We start from the raw sequence: 20,321 nt of genomic DNA, 5'->3' as shown, positions 1-20,321 counted from the left end.
ATCTGGGCTTAATTCACCTTATCAGCCCGACTCAATAAACAAAAATTCCACCGTTTGGGTGCAAGTGTACCGTCTGTTCTCCTAGCGCGGTCGCACTGCGAACGATATCAACCGTCACCAGATTATCGCTAACTGCAATCCGGTATCGAACGGGAAAACCGGCTTGTTCGGTCTTATCCTCGCTATAAACGATGACATAAGAGTCAGGCTCGACATTACTCAGAATAACGCTTTCTCCAGCGAACAAACGTCGAGTTCCGCCGAGTTCTGACGTTAAATTGTACTGCAAGGCCGAATCTGTCCGATTGACGAGGCGAATGCGTGCCGATCGCGTTGCATCGTAACGCGCAACGGGTTGCCAGAAGCCCGGTTGATAAGTATTAGCGGGCGGTTCCTGCGCGCGGACGAGAAGGGGAGTCGTCATCCCGAACGCTGCGAGAAGTGCCGCGATTGCGAATCGTTTCATGTTTCGTCGCGCTTCCTTTTTCAAAACAAATGATTACGACCTTCAAAATTCTGACTCGTTCCGCACCATTGTAACGATTTGAAAAGGATGCCAGATTACCCCTACCTGTCAGGGAAATGCTGAAAGGCTCTCCCCGTCTTGACTATCGGTATTTAGCCCAACAACGTTCGGTTAAATATCGATATATCGCGATGTGTTGTTATAATCGATTCAGTCACATTAAAAATCGAGTCATGCTCAAACACTTCTCAGTTTACTTTCCCAGTCCTGCCTGGGCGGGAGGCCCTTGTCACGATACGGAAATCGCCCGTTATTGGTTCCTGCACCGTTCGCCTTGGGACAAACCGTTCGGCGGCAGACCGCGCGGCAGACATTGCCGCGAAGACTGGGGCGACAAACAGCGGACGCGGCGCGGCGACATTAAATTTATATTGTTAGAACTGCTTGCCGATGGCCCAAGTCACGGTTACGACCTCATCAAAGAAATGGAAAACCGCTACGGTCAATTCCGCCGTCTCAGTCCCGGTTCGGTCTATCCAACCCTACAAATGCTCGAAGAAGGAGGCTACTTAACCAGCGCCAAAGAAGGCGGAAAACGGATTTATACGATTACCGATGCGGGGAGAGAACTTTTGGCCGAGCGTTCTCCAGCCCGCGAGGCGAATGCCCGCTCGAATCCGTTGGATGTCCCGCCAGAGTTTGGCGAATTGCGCAAGGCGGCAACCGAGTTAACAGAAGTTATCGCCCACGTCGCTCGCAGCGGCAATACCGCGCGTATGAAGCAGGTTAGCGAGCTTTTGGAACAGGTAAAACGGGACATTTACGCCATTCTTTCAGAAAGAGAGAACTAGCAACCCAGACGCAAATATTCAAGTCCTGCTAGGATTTGAATATTTGCTTATCCTCGATCGCAGTCCGAGGGAACAGTATGGTTCTTGCTTTTCAATTCCAATCACCCGGCCCCATCATCTCTCAATTCGGCCCTTTGGTGCTGCGCTGGTACAGCCTGCTTATTGTGTCTGCCATCATTATCGGCATGACCTTATCTCAATACCTCGCCAAACGCCGCCGCATCAACCCCGAACTGGTGGCAGATCTTGCCCTTTGGCTTGTCGTCGCGGCAATTCCCTGCGCCCGACTCTACTACGTGCTGTTTGAATGGAAAAACTACGTCGGACGACCCGAAGAAATCATCGCGATTTGGCACGGCGGAATTGCCATTCACGGCGCGATGATTGGCGCAACGCTGGCCGCGCTTATTTTTGCGCGCTTGAATAAAGTTTCTTTCTGGCAACTGGCAGATTTAGTTGCACCTTCGGCTATTTTAGGGCAAGCGATCGGGCGGTGGGGGAATTTTTTCAACTCGGAAGCGTTTGGCGACCCGACTAATTTACCTTGGAAGCTCTATATTCCCCCCGCAAATCGTCCCCCAAGTTTCCAGCAATTTGAATACTTTCATCCCACCTTTCTCTACGAATCTCTGTGGAATTTAACGGTTTTCGCGGGCTTGCTCTATCTCTTTTTCTGGGGATTGCGCCATCCGGGACGATTGAAGGTAGGAACGATAATGCTGACTTATTTGGTGGCGTACAGTTGCGGGCGATTTTGGATTGAAGGGTTGCGCACCGATAGTTTGATGTTGGGGCCGTTGAAGATGGCTCAAGTTATTAGTTTAGTCGCGATCGCGCTGGGACTGGCAGGACTCGCGTGGTTATACCGCCTCAAGCGTCCCCTCCCCGATGTTGTCGCTCCTGAAACTGCCGCTGTTTCCCAAACAAAAAGCCCTAGAGGAGAACTCTAGAGCCGAACCAGGGTGCATCTACCATTCCTGTTTACTCTGTATTAATCGGCCTATCCGGAACAAAAACCGAACTTTTTTCCCGTCGTTACCACAACCGAATGCTCAAAAATAAAACAGCCCTAGAGGGGAACTCTAGAGCCGAACCAGGGTGCATCTACCATTCCTGTTTACTCTGTATTAATCGGCCTATCCGGAACAAAAACCGAACTTTTTTCTCGTTGTTACCGCAACCGAATGCTCAAAAATAAAACAGCCCTAGAGGGGAACTCTAGAGCCGAACCAGGGTGCATCTACCATTCCTGTTTACTCTCTTTAGTTGGGATATCCGGAAAATCTAGCATCGAAGTTGCATGACTTTTAAGCCTGAAACTCGACATCGAGGAGCGAGCGATCGAGCATTTCCTGGGGGGATTTGAGCTTGCAAATGAGGAGCGTGATGTCGTCAAAAACCTTTTGCCCTCCGATGTGTTGCCGCAGGTCGCGAACGATAATTTCTTCGATTTGTTGGGCGTTGAGATGCCAATAACGCGCCGCCATTTCGCAGAGGCGTTCGATACCGTAAAGCTGTCGTTCGGAATTCTCCGCTTCGGTAATGCCATCTGTATAGAGAATCAGACCATCCCCCGGTTCTAACTCGACAACGGTGCGATTGACAAAATCTTCAATATCTGCATCTAAACCAATTGGAAAGCCAAGATCGATTGTATCAATCCGCTCGATAGTTCCCCCTTTACGAACGACTAAAACTTCTTCATGCTGACCGCTGATGCTAACTCGCCCGTTGACGTAATTCAGAATAACAAGGCTTAAGTTTTTATCTGAATTCATCCGCTCCACATTTTTATAAATCGTGCGATTGAGCGTTGCCAAAAAGCGAACTGGGTCAGCTTCGTGCAATTCGGAAAGGGTGCGGACTGCCGTTTGCGCCATTACCATTAAAATACTGCTTTCGAGGCCGTGGCCCGTAACGTCGCCCATGCCAATTGTTACTACGCCGTCGCTGTAGAGAATATCGTAATAGTCGCCCCCGACTTCATCAGCGGGTTCCATAAATCCGGCAATATCTAAATCCGAGATCTCTGCTAGCTCATTGGGTTTAGGCAAAATCAACTGTTGCATCTCTCTGAGCAGAGCTAATTCGCCGCTTAAACGCCGATTTTCCCGCTTCAGACGCTTGTTGAGGGCAGCAATCTCTTTCATCGCCCTTGCGAGTTCGCCGGTTCGTTCCTCAACTTTATCTTCAAGGGTAACGAAGGATTCTTTGAGTTGCTCTGCCATGCTATTAAAGGACTTGCTTAAAGTTTCGAGTTCGACGATATGGCTGCTGCGGACGCGGCGATCGCGATTGCCCCGAGCCATCTCTCGCGCCGCTTGCGTCATCTGTTCTAAGGGGAGCGCAATCCGCCGCGCTGCGATGATTCCGAGCGAGATCGTTATTGCTAAGGCCCCTAACGTTAACAGAATCGTGTTGCGAGTATTGGCATACATTTCTCCCATAAAATCTGATTCGGGAATCGCAACGATAATCAGCCAATTCAAGTTCTTAACGTTATCCACCGGCGTAATCCGAATTTGATAGGGCTGACCGGCGATCGAGAGTTTTAGGCTAGTGGTTTTGGCGATATCCGCTAATGACCGCCGATTGGTTGTTAATCGTTGGGCGACACCTTGGAGAATTGGCTCTTGGATTGTTTTAATGTTGAGGCGCGTCGAGTCATCCGGTACATCGCGCTGAAGTTGTTGCAGTTCGCGGCTGGAGGTGGCGACAATATCGCCCGAACGCTCGATGACAAATGCTTTTCCCGATTTTGCGATCGCTAACTTCTGCAAAAATTCGTCGATGTCTGACAGAAAAATATTGCTGCCAAGAACGCCAAGCAGTTGACCCGTTGGGCTATAAATCGGCAGTGTCGCCGTGATTTGAAGCTTATTATACCTCGCTGATTTATAAATGGGACTCCAACTTGCTTGCATGGCACTAACCGCAGTTTTATACCAAGGTCGCGTTCGCGGATCGAATGGTTCTGGCTCTAACTCCTGCATTCGCCGCCCCTGACGGTCGAGTTTATAGAGTCGAGAGAGCGGGGCAGAGTTGCGCTCTCTCACTCTGGCGACGATTTGACCGTCGGGGTCGTAGCGAACAGCAACAGAATTTCCCTCTTCGTCACCAAAAATTATTGATTCTATTCCTCTAGAGAGTTGAATGTCCGATGTAAATTGCTGTTCGAGTTGATTGAAATCGTTTAATTTCAGAGTCCCTTCGCGAACTAACGAAGCGCTTCTTTCAATATAGAGAGGAGGCTGAGCTAAGTAATTTTCGAGCCGCAAGTCAATTTGCTCTGTTACTTTTTCATTTAACTGTTCTGCTAAATCATCTAGAGCCTGCCGCGAATTTTGAAACGAAAAATAGCTGACTAATCCGACTGCTGCAACGGTGGAAAGGACGAAGGGAACGACCAAAGCGACTTGCAGACTAACTTGACGAGAACCCTGTGAGAGCGCATATCTCAGTCTGGACATAAGCGCGTCAATCCTAAAATCATGGTATTATAAAGCTTATATTTGCTATCGGAAAAATTCTCGCTCGATAAAGTACAGATTTAATTGACTCGTGCAAAACGATCGGGTCTATTCGCTTTAAGTATTTTCATGCAAACTGAAATTTCATCTTAAAACTTATAGTCTATTTTACGAATGCTGTAAAACTTTAGCGAACCCGTCTGGGCAAGCGCATCTTCTAAAGGAAAGAACCTAAAAACCCGATTTTAGAGGTAGGATTGAAGTGTTTAAGAGAGCGCGATCGCGCGTTAACTTTAGTCTAAACAATAAAAAGCCCTAGAGGGAAACTCTAGAGCCGAACCAGGGTGCATCTACCATTACTGTGTACTTTCTCAAATTGCCATATCCGGAAAAATTGCTTGTTTTCCTCGAGGTGCATCGCAGTTCTCCAGAAAAAATAAAAAGCCCTAGAGGAAAACTCTAGAGCCGAACCAGGGTGCATCTACCATTACTTTCTACCTTCGCAAGTCAGGACATCCGGAAAAAATCGCGGCTTTTTCCCCAGACAGTCGCTTGTGAATATGTGTTAAGTTCTCAAACATTTAACCCCTCGCAAACTTCCCCGATCTTGAGGCGCATTCCATTAACGAAATCCCATCCGTGTTGAGGGCGCTTTCCGGCAAGCTGCACTTCTTTCAGCAACAATAGCCCGTCTCCCGTTTGCACGATCGCGCCGAACTTCTTGATTAAGCCCACCACTTCTCCCGGTTGCGCGGAAGCGGGCGAGAGTTCCTTGGCGCGCTGTTGCAAGGATTCGTACTCCGAGGGTAATAAAGAGAGATAATTTTCGCCGATGGGAACGGTTGCCAGAATTTTAAGGGGTTGTTCGCGCCAACGGGCGACGCAATTGGGAGAGAAAGCGCGGACTTGGTTATGCAGCGCGATCGCGCTGCGAGTCCAATCGAGGTTAAAATCAGACTTTTGAATCAAAGGTGCGTAGGTAGCGCGGGCGTTATCTTGGGGAATCGGTTCGACTTCGCCGCGATCGAACTTAAACAGCGTTTCAATTAACAAATCCGCCCCGATAGAAGCCAGACGTTCGGCGAGTTGCTGCGAATTTTCTAAGAGTGCGATCGCTGTCGTCGCTTTCAGCAACATTGCACCCGTATCCATTCCCGCATCCATAAGCATTGTCGTGATTCCCGTTTCCGTCTCGCCGTTATAAATGCTCCATTGAATCGGTGCTGCCCCGCGATATTCCGGTAAAATCGAGCCGTGGTTATTGATGCAGCCCCCGCGCGGCAAATCGAGAATTTCTTGAGAGAGAATTTGTCCGTAAGCAACGACGACAAAATAATCGGCTGCTGCCTGTCGCAATTTTTCGATAGTTTTCGCGCTTTTTTTGATGCGTTTGGGTTGCCAAACAGGGAGATTGTGTGCGATTGCAACTTCCTTAACCGGAGACGGAATCAACTGTTTGCCGCGCCCCCTCGGTTTATCAGGTTGCGTCACCACTGCTACTACTTCAATTTCTGGGGTTTCTAGCAACCGTTCCAAACAAGGAACGGCGAATTGCGGCGTACCGAAAAATACAACTTTCATTAGTTAATTATGAATTATGAATGATGAGTTATGAATGGGGAATTACAAATTATGAATGGGGAAATTACGAATTACGAACTACGAATTACGAATTACGAACTACGAATTACGAATTACGAATTACGAATTACGAATTACGAACTACGAATTACGAATTACGAATTACGAACTACGAATTACGAACTACGAATTACGAACTACGAATTACGAATTACGAATTACGAATTACGAATTACGAACTACGAATTACGAATTACGAATTACGAATTACGAATTACGAACTACGAATTACGAATCAGTAATGTTGCTCAATCGATCGCAATTTCGACGCGGCGATTGCGCTGGCGGTTCGTTTCGCTATCGTTCGCGACTAAGGGACGAGACTGTCCGTAACCCACCGTAACCCAACGGTAATTGTCACCCAAACGCTCTTTTAGGTAATCTTTGAGAATTCCGGCTTGACGGAACGATCGCTCTTGATCCTCTTTAGAATTGCCCCCTGAATCGCTGTGAACGCCAATCCGCAAGGTCGAACCGGTATAGCGGCGCAAGTCGATTAATACCGTATCCAAAATCAAAGGGGCTTCTTTAGAAAGCGTATTTTGAGGCGTAAATAGGACATCCGCCGGAAGTACAACTTTAATTTGGTTAGTGGCGGCAGAGGCATTTTCGACTGCAATTGCCGTACTTCCTACCAACGTTGTCGCGCGTTGTAAAGTGCGATCGATCGTTTCCAAACGTTGGGGCAGTTCAAAGTTAGACGAGGGTAGACTAAGGCGAGCTTCGATTTTTTGAGTGCGATCGCGCAACGCATTAAAATCTTGTTGCAAACCGCCTAATTGACTTTTTAACTGTTGCTTTTCTTCCCGCGTCAGCGATACTGGGGGCAAGGAGTCCAAAGAACCCGGGCTGCGATCGAGATTTTTGTCAAGCTGTTTGGTTTTCACTTGTAATCCATTCCAGACTCTAACAACCAACGGTTCGTTACCATTCGGATGGGGATAAGAAATCGCCAATAGCAATCCTGCAATTCCCGCCAACGTGCCGCCCACTCCTAGCAACAACAAGCGGAATAGAACGCCTCCCAGCCAGCGACCGACAGCATTAGCGGGCGAAACTTTCGGGGCGGGATTGTTCGTATTGACCGGAGGAGTATTGTAGGGCTTAGAAGCTACCCGCTTCCTGACCGAACGCTTGGAGTCGGTAGATTCTATCATGGAGGGGACTTGCGAATCGCGCACGCTGTTCTCGTATTATCACCGAACAAATCGTACCATAACAGTCTTCCGGCTAACATGAATCGAGGAATTGCCAATCCTCCATTCATTCTTCAACACTCAACAATAATCGTTCTCTAACATGACTGAATTCCCCCTCGATCCGCTCAACAGTCCCCATCCGATTCCTTGGAATTGGGTTCTCGCCAATGCTGCTGAATTGTCGATGGGTCAGGATCTATCCGTGCGACTGTACCGCAGTTCTTCGCTGATTTCTCCTGACGGTCAGTATGCCGCTTATAGTCGCCTGCAAATGCAAGCCGAAGTGGAATTTTTTACCAATCGCGTCACGAGCGTTTTATTTTTGGAAAATCTGCAAACCGGCGATTTACAGACGATCGCGCCGAGTTCTCCTTTAGCAAGCAATCCCTTTGGTGGTAGCGAGGATGCGGAACTGCCGGGAACGATTTCGATCGCGATCCCGATTTCTTGGTCGGAAAGTGGCGATCGCTTATTGGCGCGCCAGTTTGAAGGATTGTTCAATACGTCCGAAGCATCGGATTATGCTGTAATTTGGGATCGGCGCAGCGGTACAACAGCGACGGTTGCACCGGAGGGTTTTGAATATACCAATGCCATCCTTTTGGGTTGGAGTCAAAACGATCCCAGTCGCGTTTTATTCCAAGCAGGGAGTTTAGGTGAAGAGGATTGGCCCCTGTGGTCGGTAGGAAGCGACAGTCAAACCCTTCCCGCTGAAGACGATCGCCCGATTGTACGCGGGCAAGTGGTGAACTACGCTTGGACGGGGGCGCAAGGCGAGGATAATTTGTAATTTGTAATTCGTAATTCGTAATTCGTAATTCGTAGTTCTTGATTTGTAGTGATGTACGATAGATCGATTTCAGATAGAACGAAACAATTTGCAGTTCGTATTGTTAAAGCCTGTAGCTTTATAGACGAACAGTCTGGAGCTAGTCGAACGTTAGCAAAGCAACTTCTACGTTCTGGAACTTCTATTGGAGCTAATGTTAGGGAAGCGCAGTCTGCACAATCGGATCGAGATTTTTTACATAAACTTGAAATTGCTTTGAAAGAAGCAAGAGAAACGCAATATTGGCTTGAAATTTTAATTGAGGCTGAGGTTGTTAGCTCTAAAAAGTTTTCTTTACTTCTTCAAGAAGCGAATGAAATCGGTAAAATTTTGGTAGTCTCAACTCAGAAAATCAAAAAGAAAATTGCCGACAAGAAAACAAAGAACCAACACTAAACTACGAATTACGAATTACGAATTACGAATTACAAACAAATTGCTCGAGTAATTTGCCGTGTAAGAGGGCGCGATCGCGTAATGCTTCAATTTTTTCTATTTCTAATACTTTTTCCTTGACAAAATCATCAATCCATGTGTCTGCAATCGCTTGAGAATCTTCGGGTAATTGGGCGAGTTCCCATCCCGATAAATCGAGATCGTTCATCAGTTGCGTCACTTTCGGATCGTAACTAAGCGCCGAGCAGCGACAGCCTCGGGCGGCTGCCATAATTAAGCTGTGCAGGCGCATTCCGATCGCCATTTCTACCCCGCCATATAACCCTTTTAATTCTCTGGGATCTTCTAGCATCAAGATTTTATGGCTGCCGGGGAGTTGGGAGGCGATCGCGCGAGCAATTTCTAAATCTTGGGAAAATTGGAAGGGAACGAGTAAAATGCAAGCATCGGTGGCGCGTTGCAACTTGTAGAGTGCTTCGGTGAGAACTTGGAGGCGCTGAGGGGTGAGTTGGGGGTGCGATCGCAATGTGACGGCAATGCGCGGCGAAGGTAAGTTCTCCAACGCTTCCACCGGCGTATCTTCCAGCGCCCAAACCGGATCGGGAGCGAGTAGCGGTTCAATCTTCCATTCTTCCACTAAACGAGCCGAAGCGCGATCGCGCACGCTAACTGCCGTGCATCCTTGCAATACTCTCTTCGTTATCTCCCGAATCGAACGGCGATGGAGAGGGCCAATTCCTTGCGCCCACGCGATCGTTTTTAAACCTTGTTGCTGCGCCCAAGCCATCGTTCCCCCATAGTACAGCGGACTGATAAAGCTGGTTGCATCCTGCATCAAACTACCGCCGCCCCAGATAAACGCTTGGGAAGTTCGCAACGCTTTCCCAACCTCAAACGCCGAAAAGCGATCGCAACTTTCCACCCCGTAGCGATCGCGCGTTTGCTGGGGATTGCCCGACAGCACCACCGGAGTCACGCGATCGGGTAACATTTGCAACAGCGACGCTAACAAAGCCTCATCGCCGCCGTTTCCTTTGCCATAATAACCGCACAATACCGCTCGAATTTGTCCCATATTCCTCCTATTATTATCCTATTAAATCATTGCATCGTATCCGATTTATCGCTCTCCAATTTATTCAATAATCAACAAGTCGTAAGGCTTACGAACCAAAGATTCAAATCGATAACCAAAAAGCTCGATGCGAGGCGAATCCGGAAAACCTTGCGTTCCTCCCCTTTCCGTCGGAGAAACAATATAAACCACATCAGCGGGTTTATTCGCCAGCGAAAGCGGTTGTGCTAAAGGAGCGGGGCTAGAAAACGTCCAATCAATTATACCGGCAGGTGGCTTATAGTCGAACGCAAAACGAACCGCATAGCTATCCATAACATACTTTCGATTGGGGTTATTGTTGACAAATTCTCGAGCGGTGCGGTACGTTGCTTCCGAGCCTCGTTCGGAACCTAAAATCGTAATAAAATTGAGGCTATTATTCAACAAAAAAACAAACAGACAAAGCGCAATAACAATAATTTTACTTCGATTTCTGATTTGGGCTTCAGCAACAAGCGTGACAATGCCAACCCAACAAAAGAAATTAAATATTCCGGTTACGGTTGACGCATAAATAAATAAGTTAAGAATGAGTGCAATCGTCAACGTTAAAATAAACACTCTAACTTTAGAGGAAAATAACCTTTTTTTCAATAGTAGAAGATTTAATAATATAATATACAATCCATACAGAGAACCATAAATCACTTCCCCAAACCCGATCGTTACAATCCAAAAAGCAACAGGGAGAGCATTTACAAGGGACTGTCTCCGAAAGCTGGAATGCCAAGCCATATCGGATAAAAATAAGTTAAGTCTGAAATTTAGACAAAACAGCAGAACCGTAAATATCGTTATCACGGCTCCTATTAATGCCAAACTTCTTAAAGCTAAATAACGATTTCTGGGTTGCTTAGATTGGGATAAGTTGTAACCAATCAGAGCGCTTGAAAACGGAATTGAGTACGCAATCGTTACGGGAGCGGATAAAAAAGCCGAACCGAGAAAGCAAAATCCAAAAAAATACTCTACAACGCGATCTTTAGTCAAAAACCAAACGCCAACCGCAAGATAAGCCATCCCTAAAGCATCTTGCCGCAATCCCATCCTAAACATCCAAAGGCTATAAAAGATAGGGATAATTAAGGCGATCCAGCGAGAAAATTTAAATTGTTCCAGCGTTAAAGCTGTAAAGCCAGAAAAAATACAATAACAAAGGCAGTTAAACAACAGTAAACTTTTGGTTGAAACCCCGAATAAAAATAACCAAATCGCTAGCGAGTAGGCATGAAAGGGCGGCTGGATAAAAAATCTATCTTTTAATCTTTCATTCCAAGCAGCCATCCAGGGATTGACAAAATCTCCGGTTTGCACGTAGTGAATCGCAGTTCCGACAAAAGAAAGATCGTCAATACCCGGAGGTGGATACTCGAAGGAATAAAGAATCAACCAAAAAACAATAATCGGACAAATAACGGCAATATAAAAATTGTCAAAAAAACGTCTCTGCATTGGTGTCAAATTTGTCGATCGCTCGTTTCTTTCTATTAATTAACGCAGGCTTCCAGCGCGGCAATCCCGCAACCAAAGTTTAACAGCTTGACCGACAATTCCATTACTGGTTTCCCGGGGCGGCGTAGGAAATTTTTTGCTGTCGGAGGAACCAAATTGAGTAAACAGCAAGATAGGCTGCCAGCCGCTTTCTCCTTTTACCAGAAACAGCCAATGATAATTTTGCCGACTCGAACTTTTTTGGGCGGTGAAAGTTTGCTCTAAAGTGGTGAAAAAGACTTGTTTGGGGGGATTGGGGTCTTGGATTTGTTCGATTTGAGATTGAGGAATCGTGCTGAGATCCAAGGGTTCGTATTCAGCGCGTCCGGCGAGAATAACGGAAAATGTATAGTTATCATTGGGAACGTCGAGAATATCCGAGCGCCGCAATACCCGATTAGCATAACCGGGCAAATCCCGCAACATCAATTGCGTTAAGGTTTCTAAATCCGCAGGACAAACAGAACGAGGTTGAATTGTGCCTTGGGTTGAAGAGAGAAGAAGATTAAAGTTGGGCGCGGCGAGGGTTGAAGTCCCCGACAGCAAGAACGGAATTGATGCGATCGCGCCAATAATTGTATCTCCCATTCTTCTCACTCTCGCCGGTCAGGGAATTAGCGATTAGCGAATCTCCTCAACAATTTTATTCCACGCCGCCGCCGGATCTTCTGCCGCAGTAATCGGTCGTCCGATGACGAGATAATTAGCCCCCGCTTTAAACGCTTGCTGGGGAGTCATCACGCGCTGTTGGTCGCCTTTTTCAGCCCAAGAAGGGCGTACTCCCGGACAAACAAAGGTCATTGAGTCGCCGCACGCTTGTCGCAACTGTTCCACTTCCTGCGGAGAACACACTGCACCCGTAATGCCGCATTCTTGCGCCAGAAGAGCCATTTGTAAAGCATAGTCGGGCAGTTCGAGGCTAACCTTGAGGTCGAAGGCCAGGTCGCGAGAATTTAGACTGGTCAGTAGCGTCACGGCGAGGAGTTGCGTCGGGCTTCCGGCAACCGCTTCGGCTGCCGCTTTCAACGCCGCGCGCCCCGCTGTCGGGTGAATCGTGAGGAAATCGACTTCGTAGCGTGCCGCCGCCCGACAAGCACCGGCAATGGTATTGGGAATATCGTGCAGCTTGAGGTCGAGAAAAATGCGTTTTTGGCGCTGTTTGAGCGTTTTGAGGAGTTCCGGGCCGGTACTGACAAAAAGTTCTAAGCCAACTTTCCAGAAACTCACTTGCGGGAGACGGTCTAAAAGCGCGATCGCTTCCTCTACCGTCGGTACATCCAAGGGAACAATAACCTTATCTTCACTCATATTACCTTCGAGCATTAATCACTACGCGCTAAGAAAGAAGATTTCTATCGCTCCCAAAAGCGGGTAGCGGGAATCGAACCCGCACTGACAGGTTGGGAACCTGTCGTTCTGCCACTAAACTATACCCGCAGTGCAAGCCCCCATTATACCACAAAATGGAGCTTAAAAAGAAGTATTATCCGAGGTAGAGGGCGGCGTTTGGGATTGCGGGTCGATCGCGGGCGGATTCGCCGGAATTTGCGGCTGTAACTGCTGCTGCCAAGCTTCAATTTGAGCGCGAGCGGCGGCATAAGCCGAAGTCCCGTCGGGAACTTTTTGCGCCGTCTCAATCGCCTGACTTAAATTAGAACCCGCCTGTTCTCGCGCCAAAGACAGAATGCGCTCGCTCCAACTGTTACTCTCTTGGACGCTCTGGTTATAAAGCGGACTGTCGCTCGAGACCTGTTGCGCGATGCGAATCGCCGACGAAAGCGCGCTCGAGGTTCCTCCCCTCGCCATTTGACGAGCGCGGTCCAACTCGAGCCGCCCTCGTACTTCGCTGCCCAAACCTTCGCTCTGGCGCTGCACTTCGCCATTACCATCCAATTCGCGTCCGCTGGCCGCCGCGCTATCCGTACTCGTACTGGGGGCATCTGGGACAGCGCGCGACGATCGCGTTGGGATATCTGGAGAAAAAGCAATACTGCTGGAAGAACCCGATTGTGTCTCGTCGATTGCTCGTTGCAAATCCCCCGTATTCCCGCTCTCGACTGTTGGATTCGCCTGCGCTATCGGTAGACTTTCTCGAGGCTGCATTTGGTCGGTCCACTGAGCGATTTTGCGTTGAGCTTCGCGATAGCGAGGATGAGAGGGCGGAATCAAGCGCGCTTTCGCAATCGCCGCCATCAAATAATTTGTCCCGCCGCCATTCGCTAACTCTTCGGCTTTAGCGAGCGTTTGGATATCTTGAATCTCCAACTCCCAACGTCCAATCAAGCGCTGCGCTCGATTGTAGAGGGGACGACCCGGAGGCACGCTTTTTGCTGCATCAATCGCAGCTTGTAGCCCATCTGCGGTTCCCGAACCCGCTTGAGAACCCGCTTCCGCCAAACTATTCACATCTTTAATTTCTTCTTGAATCTCGAGTTTGGCGGGGATGCGGTTGGTAATATCGGTTACTGCCGACCAATCGCCTGCTTCCAAGCGTTCCATCGCGATTTCTAACAGTTTTTTCCCAGCCTCTGCCAGTAACTTCTGGGCCTCGCGATGAGCGGTACTCTCCGGCTTAATTTCTTCTGCAAGCTTAATCGCCTCAAATAAATTATCCGTACCGCCTTGCCTCATCAACGCAAAGGCTTTATCGAGTTTTGCGCTTTCTTCTTGAGCCAGACGAATTTTTTCGACCAGTTGGCTGTAGCGCGTTGTTGCCCAGTAATTATTGTTTAAAGTCGTCAGTTTCGAGGCTGTCCGAAAGGCTAAAGCCCATTTCGAGTCCAGCATCAACTTTTCGGCTTCCAAAACGATCTTGTTTGCCTTACTCCAGAGCGACTGCCACTTAGCGATGCGTTCTTCTACAAGCTTGTACGCTGACACATACTTCGGAATGCGGCGCGCGTCGGCAATCCCTCGATCTAAATAACCCGCTTGTACGGTTTCATCGACTAAATCTAAAATTTGAAGCGACCACTCTTCGATTTTGCGATCGACTTCACCGCGCAAGGGATGTTCTTTTGGTAATACTTCTACCCAACGGATCGCTTCTAATAAGCTCTCCGTCGTCTGTCTATCTGCTTCGATTTGGGCGCAATAAAGGCGCACCGACCCGGACGCTAGCGGTAAAAATAAGCTCGGGCAACTCGGCAGCGCGGGCAGCTTAAATAAAGAATTTGCTGCCAAAAACCCTAATGTTCCCGCTCCGCCCAACACCGCAACCGCCCAAAATTGCCAAGCCAACGCCCACGCAAACACCCAACGCGGAACCGGAAAACGCTCGGAGTCAACGGTGTCCAATCGATCTTCCGGCAACTGCTCTGGGGTCGGAGTCTCAGTCACCGCAGAGCGAGTCGCTTCTTGGCTCGGTTGCAAACCGGTTTCTGAAAGTCCAGAGCGAGAGGCTGGCTGTCCCTCTCTCCGATACAACTGACTTCCAGAATTTCCCGAAGAAGACTTAGAAGCTCCAACAGGAGACCGGAGATTGCGATTTTCTCGATCTTTCATATAAATCTCACAGCGACTTGGCGATTTAGCGCTTTCGGTGCAGCGCCCGCAGAACGCGACCGATGGATGTGCCTTATTCTCTAACTGTTTTCATTGAACGTCAACTCTTTCAGCAATCGATAGAACAATTTTCTGACTGCATCGCCAGTGACGCGGCATCAAATCAGCGGCGCGGAAACGCCCTTTGGACGCGAGTTCGCCGGAGTTTGAAGTCCTAACTCTATCGTAAGCTGCAAGCCGTATTCTTGGGTCGCAAGGCTCAAAATTTAGGTTTTTATCGAGTATGAGACGTTAGAAATGGTTAGCCTTGGGTAAGAATGAGGTTACAGTTCAAAACCTTTGTTTTTTTTTACTATCTATAACGATTAACGATTTATCTATGCCGACTGTCAGCTTACTTCGTGCCGAGTCTTACGAACTCCAACGCCTGCGCGCCGATCTTGAAAAGCTCCTGGAACCGTTAGGGGGAATGGGGGCTTTTGTTAAAAGAGGCGATCGCGTTTTGCTCAAACCCAACCTTTTGACCGGTAGCAGACCGGGTAAGGAATGTATTACCCGTCCGGAATTGGTCTATTGCGTCGCGCAGTTGGTGCGGGAAGCGGGCGGCGAACCTTTTTTGGGCGATAGTCCTGCTTTTGGGACGGTTCGGGGTATCGTCCAAAGTAATGGCTATCTGCCGTTGATTCAAGACCTCGACCTGCCGATTGTGGAGTTCAGCGGCCATCGCTACGCGACAGAAAGCGAGCAATTCGGTCATTTGCGCCTGTCGAAGGAAGCAATGGAAGCCGATGTTTTGATTAATCTGCCCAAGGTGAAGTCCCACGTTCAGTTAACGCTGACGTTGGGCGTGAAAAATCTGTTTGGTTGCGTGCCGGGTAAGATGAAGGCTTGGTGGCACATGGAAGCGGGGAAGGATGCCGACCGTTTTGGGGAAATGCTGGTGGAGACGGCAAGGGCGATCGCGCCGAATTTAACTATCGTTGACGGTATTATCGGTCATGAGGGGAACGGGCCGAGTGGCGGCGAACCCAAATTTTTGGGCGTTTTGGGGGCATCGGCGAATGTGTTTGCTCTCGATCGCGCTTTCATGGAAATTTTGAATGTCGATCCGGCTGTTGTCCCCACTGCGGCTGCATCTCAGCGTTTGGGACTCCTGCCGGAGCGCTCGGCGATTGAATTTCCCTTGCAATCTCCGAGCGCTTTAAGCTGCCCCGATTGGAAGTTACCTGAAGCGATGATGCCGATTGATTTCGGGCTGCCGCGCGTGCTGAGATCGAGCTTTAAGCATTTCTACATTCGCTTTATCAAAGAACCGATGCGCGCCTACGCTAAGGTTCGTAATTAGGAGACGTTAGGCAAGCTTGTAAAATCGGTAACAAACTATTATTTTCCGCGATCGTAGACTAACAACACCCTCCGATTGCTTATCCAGACCGCCCCGATTGCTGCGGCGGTTTTTTATTTTGTCTTTTTCCTCGAAAAGTTCTTCTCAAAGGCGGATGCCTGTAGCGAATTTTCCGATAAGAATTCGCGATCGTTAATACAACTCGATTTCTAAGAAGTCGTTAGAATAATATAAAGTAGCGGAGTCGCTTCTCGACTGCGAACTTTAAACGTGCATCTAACCTTTTAGACATTTCAATTTTTTTATGGATCTGAGTAGCTCTTCTACCCCTGCGTCCGACCCTCCGAGTATAAGATGGGCGCAGATATTAGGAACCGCGATCGCGATTTTAACCTTGCTGGTTCCGACTTTAAGCATTGCGTACTACTCCTCCAGTAATAACCGGGCATCTTCCCCCCCGAACGTTTACGCTTTAGACAAGTTGGGTCCCCTATAAATTCAAGAGACTCCAGCCACCGTTAAATCAGCACCAGACAATCTTGGAACTCCAACGAGGTTGGCGTTTTAGACGGCCGAATTGCGTATAGAATGCTAGCTTGGAGGAAAAGTTCTTGCTTTTCCCCCGAGTGCAGCGCGATCGCAAACTGCGCTGTCGCATTTTTAACGTCGTCTATTATTTCGGAGGCACTCTCTTGGATTTATCGCGCATTCCCCCTCAACCCAAACCCGGACTGCTCAACGTTTTAATCGAAATTCCAGCCGGGAGCAAAAATAAATACGAATTTGACAAAGATTTGAACGCCTTCGCTCTCGATCGCGTCCTCTACTCCTCAGTCCAATATCCTTACGACTACGGGTTCATTCCAAATACCCTCGCCGATGATGGCGATCCCCTCGATGGAATGGTTCTGATCGACCAACCCACCTTCCCCGGTTGCGTGATTGCCGCCCGCCCCATCGGGATGCTAGAAATGATTGACGGCGGCGATCGCGATGAAAAGCTGCTCTGCGTTCCTGCTAAAGACCCCCGCTACGCACAAATTCACTCCTTAGAAAACATTTCTCCCCATCGCCTCGAGGAAATTGCTGAATTCTTCCGGACGTACAAGAATTTAGAGCGAAAAGAGACAGAAATCCTCGGCTGGAAGCAAGGAAGCGATGTTACCGCACTGATCGAACAGTGTATCAAAGCGGCGGGTTAACTGGGCGATCGCTCCCCTAGAATTGAGAGGCAGTCCCAGCCCTAAAAAGGCTCCTTTGCTGTGACATAGCTCACCAATTTTTAGGGCTTCTTACGGTAGTATTAGGGGCAACCGGCTTACTTCTTGTCCGCTCGGGTTGAGGGTGCCAATCGATCGGGGGAGCAATTTCCAGCTTCCTATTATTTATACGACCCAATTTTGTTGGCAAGCTCCTATCCTTACGCATATTGGGAGCTATAACCGATCTAAATCTGCCGTGTCTTGCCCTTCGCTTTCGATTTTTACGTTGCGGGCGACTTAGGGCAAGCAATTATTAGCTCGCTCTCCTTCGTCACCACTGCTTTCAGCCCGCAGCGTTCTTCCCCTGTAAACATGGTATCAGCAACCCAGTCAGCCCGCCTAAAGTTAGAACGAGAGATGAACCCTATGGATGTCCGGGAGGAAAACCCCGCAGCACACTTTGACATTCAATTTTGGGGAGTTAGAGGTCAAGTAGCGGCTCCAGGTCAAGATACGCTCCGCTATGGCGGGAATACCTCCTGCGTGGAAATGCGTTTGAACGACAAGCGCTTAATTTTTGATGGCGGTACGGGATTGCGTCAATTGGGTAATAGTTTGCTCGGTCAAATGCCGGTCGAAGCTCACCTCTTTTTTACGGACTACCATTGGGATAGAATTCAAGGCTTTCCCTTTTTTGTCCCCGGTTTTATTCCCATTAATCGCTTCCATATCTACGGGGCGGGGACGCTCGACGGAACTACATTTAAAGAGCGCCTGCAAGCCCAAATGTTAGGCCCAAATTTCCCCGTTCCCATGCAAGTTATGCAATCGGCAATGGAATTTCATAACCTAACTGAGAATAAAACTTATCAATTGGACGATGTATTAGTAGAAGCCAAATTTTTAAAAGAAACTTGTCCGTCCTTGGCTTATCGCATTCAGTATCAAGGGAAGTCTGTCGTCTACGCGACAGAGACGCAAGCGCTCTTTGAGGGCTGCTACGATCTGTTATTGGAATTGACGAAGGGCGCAGAACTGGTGATTTTAGATGCACCGATGGTACTGCGACAGGGCGAATCTAAATTAAAGCTCGCTAGCCTGAATTCATCATTGCACTCTAGGATGACCTTAGCGAAGGAATCTCGCGCCAAAGAAGTTGTCTTGTCAATGTATCATCCCGACGATGATGACAATTTTCTCGATACCGTAGAACAGAAACTCAGAGCGATAACTCCTAATATTTGCTTAGCACGGGAAGGAATGGTCGTTTCAGTATGCTGAAGCAGCCCTTAAGATTCGAGTGAAGGGTTAGAAAGTCGGGCAGAGCGAACTGGCGAAAGTTTCGGCAAAACGCGATCGCACCAAAATAGCGTCCCGGAAGCGACACAGATGGGGATAGTCACTAAATTAACCAAAGGAATGCTGCTAAGAAGCCAGCAAAGCGCGCTAAAACTTACGCTAGCGGGGAACGTTTGAAACACCAAGCTTAGCTTTTTGCGAAAGCTGAAACGGCGACGTTCGGAAGGCCCATCGAGAAAGTCCAAACAGGCAATCATTGCGGTTAAGGTAATTCCTCCCGCCGTCGCGATCGCAGTTCCCAATCCCGGAATAAAATTAAGCAATAACAAAGGCAAACCGATCGCTAACCACAGCCCGATCTTTTTTACCTCAAAAAGCAAAGCGCGCCCGATATCCTGAAAAATATTAACCTCAACAATCTCAACGCGACCTAACTGAAACTCTTCAATTTGTTCCGATAATTTTCCATACCACGGCGCGCCCAAAATCGATCCAAATTGCAAAAAAATAAAGCCCGTAATTAACAATAAAATTGGCACGAGAAGCGCCCGCAATAGCCATCCCAATGCCAAAATAGCATAGTCAAAATAATGCAGCCAAGCCGCTCGATTGGCAACCCAAGCATCGAATTTCAGATCCAGCAGTTGAGTTAAACTCGTTAAGCCCTGCCAAGACGGGAAAAGTAAGCCCGCGTACAAAACAGTTCCAATGACAGCATTGAGTAGGATGGGAACGATAAGAAAACCCAAGAGGCGGGGTGCTTTCTGAAAAAGTCTTATCGCACGCAGGGGATAACTCGCTCCTGCTAACAGTCCGCAAATCATACCTTTTAATTTTTATAGAAAGCTAAACTTAGCAGTATCAACAAGCGGGGCAATATCGGAAAGGTTAGCCATCGCGCGTCCTCTCCTGAAATTGCCCCGCCTTCCATCATCGATTCTTAAGCAATCTTCAGCAATTCCACATCAAAAATTAGCGTAGCATTGGGAGGAATCACACCGCCCGCACCGCGCGCGCCATAACCGAGGTCGGCGGGAATGATGAGTTTGCGCCGTCCGCCCACTTTCATGGAACCGACTCCTTCATCCCAACCCTTAATTACTTGACCGACTCCTAGCTTAAAAGAAAAGGGCTGATTGCGATCGCGGGAACTATCAAACTTGCTTCCATTTTCCAGAGTTCCGGTGTAATGAACGACCACCGTTTGCCCTTTTTGGGGCTGCGCGCCCGTTCCTTCCACTATATCGACATATTGCAGCCCCGAATCGGTGGTGACGGTATTTTCCATGTTCTTTGTTTCCTGTTGTTCGTTTGTCGCTACCAGCATAGCTCCTTCTGCGGTTGGGAGGGCAGTAGCGACAGCGGCAGCCGGTTCAACGGGGGCCGCAACAGCATCGGTACGTTCGCCCGTGCCGAACGTCAAACCCAGCACAAAGATTACAGCACAAATCGCGATCGCGACGAAGCTAATTAAAATTTCTCTCATTAATCTTATCTTCCTAAACATCCTT

General features: G+C 48.4%; 18 protein-coding genes and 1 tRNA gene. 7 read left to right on the top strand and 12 right to left on the bottom strand.

Going from position 1 to position 20,321, the window contains the following annotated elements:
• Positions 1-31 precede the first annotated feature (31 nt).
• On the bottom strand, positions 32-466 hold the full coding sequence (locus tag H6G50_RS10545) for a hypothetical protein (protein ID WP_190715932.1): 435 nt from the start codon (positions 464-466) through the stop codon (positions 32-34).
• 116 nt (positions 467-582) lie between these two features.
• Between H6G50_RS10545 and H6G50_RS10540 the strand changes: the two genes are divergently transcribed.
• Both H6G50_RS10540 and lgt read left to right on the top strand, forming a co-directional pair.
• Positions 583-1,317, top strand: a complete 735-nt coding sequence (locus H6G50_RS10540) for a PadR family transcriptional regulator (protein ID WP_242032783.1) — start codon at positions 583-585, stop codon at positions 1,315-1,317.
• A gap of 77 nt (positions 1,318-1,394) precedes the next feature.
• Positions 1,395-2,267 carry a prolipoprotein diacylglyceryl transferase gene (gene lgt, locus H6G50_RS10535; protein ID WP_190715930.1) on the top strand — a complete coding sequence of 291 codons (873 nt, stop codon included), beginning with the start codon at positions 1,395-1,397 and terminating at the stop codon, positions 2,265-2,267.
• A 357-nt stretch (positions 2,268-2,624) separates the two neighbouring features.
• Here lgt and H6G50_RS10530 read toward each other — a convergent pair whose 3' ends face one another.
• The 3 genes from H6G50_RS10530 to H6G50_RS10520 form a co-directional block, all read right to left on the bottom strand.
• Positions 2,625-4,787, bottom strand: coding sequence for a SpoIIE family protein phosphatase (locus H6G50_RS10530; protein ID WP_190715928.1), 2,163 nt, complete (start codon positions 4,785-4,787; stop codon positions 2,625-2,627).
• A gap of 573 nt (positions 4,788-5,360) precedes the next feature.
• The gene (gene fmt / locus H6G50_RS10525; protein WP_190715926.1) at positions 5,361-6,368 is read right to left on the bottom strand and encodes a methionyl-tRNA formyltransferase; all 1,008 of its coding nucleotides are present in this window, start codon (positions 6,366-6,368) and stop codon (positions 5,361-5,363) included.
• A gap of 308 nt (positions 6,369-6,676) precedes the next feature.
• Positions 6,677-7,585 (bottom strand): OmpA family protein, encoded by a 909-nt coding sequence (locus H6G50_RS10520; RefSeq protein ID WP_190715924.1) that lies wholly within the window; start codon positions 7,583-7,585, stop codon positions 6,677-6,679.
• Positions 7,586-7,727: 142 nt separating this feature from the next.
• On the opposite strand from H6G50_RS10520, the gene H6G50_RS10515 reads away from it, so the two are divergent.
• Both H6G50_RS10515 and H6G50_RS10510 read left to right on the top strand, forming a co-directional pair.
• On the top strand, positions 7,728-8,417 hold the full coding sequence (locus H6G50_RS10515; protein WP_190715922.1) for a hypothetical protein: 690 nt from the start codon (positions 7,728-7,730) through the stop codon (positions 8,415-8,417).
• Positions 8,418-8,468: 51 nt separating this feature from the next.
• The gene (locus H6G50_RS10510; RefSeq protein ID WP_190716161.1) at positions 8,469-8,852 is read left to right on the top strand and encodes a four helix bundle protein; all 384 of its coding nucleotides are present in this window, start codon (positions 8,469-8,471) and stop codon (positions 8,850-8,852) included.
• Positions 8,853-8,874: 22 nt separating this feature from the next.
• Here the strand turns inward: H6G50_RS10510 and csaB are convergent, their stop codons facing one another.
• The 6 genes from csaB to H6G50_RS10480 all read right to left on the bottom strand — a co-directional run bounded on the left by csaB (position 8,875) and on the right by H6G50_RS10480 (position 14,964).
• The gene (gene csaB / locus H6G50_RS10505; protein ID WP_190715921.1) at positions 8,875-9,927 is read right to left on the bottom strand and encodes a polysaccharide pyruvyl transferase CsaB; all 1,053 of its coding nucleotides are present in this window, start codon (positions 9,925-9,927) and stop codon (positions 8,875-8,877) included.
• A 60-nt stretch (positions 9,928-9,987) separates the two neighbouring features.
• Positions 9,988-11,421: a hypothetical protein gene (locus H6G50_RS10500; protein WP_190715919.1), complete on the bottom strand. Its 1,434-nt coding sequence runs from the start codon at positions 11,419-11,421 to the stop codon at positions 9,988-9,990.
• 39 nt (positions 11,422-11,460) lie between these two features.
• Positions 11,461-12,048 (bottom strand): hypothetical protein, encoded by a 588-nt coding sequence (locus H6G50_RS10495; protein ID WP_199302793.1) that lies wholly within the window; start codon positions 12,046-12,048, stop codon positions 11,461-11,463.
• A gap of 33 nt (positions 12,049-12,081) precedes the next feature.
• Positions 12,082-12,768 carry an orotidine-5'-phosphate decarboxylase gene (gene pyrF / locus H6G50_RS10490; RefSeq protein ID WP_190716158.1) on the bottom strand — a complete coding sequence of 229 codons (687 nt, stop codon included), beginning with the start codon at positions 12,766-12,768 and terminating at the stop codon, positions 12,082-12,084.
• A gap of 58 nt (positions 12,769-12,826) precedes the next feature.
• Positions 12,827-12,897: transfer RNA gene (locus H6G50_RS10485), tRNA-Gly, on the bottom strand.
• 33 nt (positions 12,898-12,930) lie between these two features.
• On the bottom strand, positions 12,931-14,964 hold the full coding sequence (locus H6G50_RS10480) for a chromosome segregation ATPase (RefSeq protein WP_190715917.1): 2,034 nt from the start codon (positions 14,962-14,964) through the stop codon (positions 12,931-12,933).
• A 379-nt stretch (positions 14,965-15,343) separates the two neighbouring features.
• Here H6G50_RS10480 and H6G50_RS10475 point away from each other — a divergent pair, with 379 nt between their 5' ends.
• From H6G50_RS10475 to H6G50_RS10465, 3 genes are all read left to right on the top strand, one after another.
• Positions 15,344-16,309 carry a DUF362 domain-containing protein gene (locus H6G50_RS10475; RefSeq protein WP_190715915.1) on the top strand — a complete coding sequence of 322 codons (966 nt, stop codon included), beginning with the start codon at positions 15,344-15,346 and terminating at the stop codon, positions 16,307-16,309.
• Between the two features lie 692 nt (positions 16,310-17,001).
• Positions 17,002-17,511, top strand: coding sequence for an inorganic diphosphatase (locus H6G50_RS10470; RefSeq protein WP_190716157.1), 510 nt, complete (start codon positions 17,002-17,004; stop codon positions 17,509-17,511).
• 372 nt (positions 17,512-17,883) lie between these two features.
• Positions 17,884-18,792, top strand: a complete 909-nt coding sequence (locus H6G50_RS10465) for an MBL fold metallo-hydrolase (protein ID WP_242032782.1) — start codon at positions 17,884-17,886, stop codon at positions 18,790-18,792.
• Positions 18,793-18,800: 8 nt separating this feature from the next.
• On the opposite strand, the gene H6G50_RS10460 is transcribed toward H6G50_RS10465, so the two are convergent.
• Positions 18,801-19,634, bottom strand: a complete 834-nt coding sequence (locus H6G50_RS10460) for an EI24 domain-containing protein (protein WP_190715913.1) — start codon at positions 19,632-19,634, stop codon at positions 18,801-18,803.
• Between the two features lie 116 nt (positions 19,635-19,750).
• Complete coding sequence (locus tag H6G50_RS10455) at positions 19,751-20,296, bottom strand: FKBP-type peptidyl-prolyl cis-trans isomerase (RefSeq protein WP_190715911.1); 546 nt, start codon at positions 20,294-20,296, stop codon at positions 19,751-19,753.
• Positions 20,297-20,321 lie beyond the last annotated feature (25 nt).

The sequence above is a fragment of the Oscillatoria sp. FACHB-1406 genome, from assembly GCF_014698145.1.
Lineage (GTDB): Bacteria > Cyanobacteriota > Cyanobacteriia > Cyanobacteriales > Spirulinaceae > FACHB-1406.
Note: the sequence above shows the minus strand (reverse complement) of the source record. Positions and strands in the feature narration are given on the sequence as shown.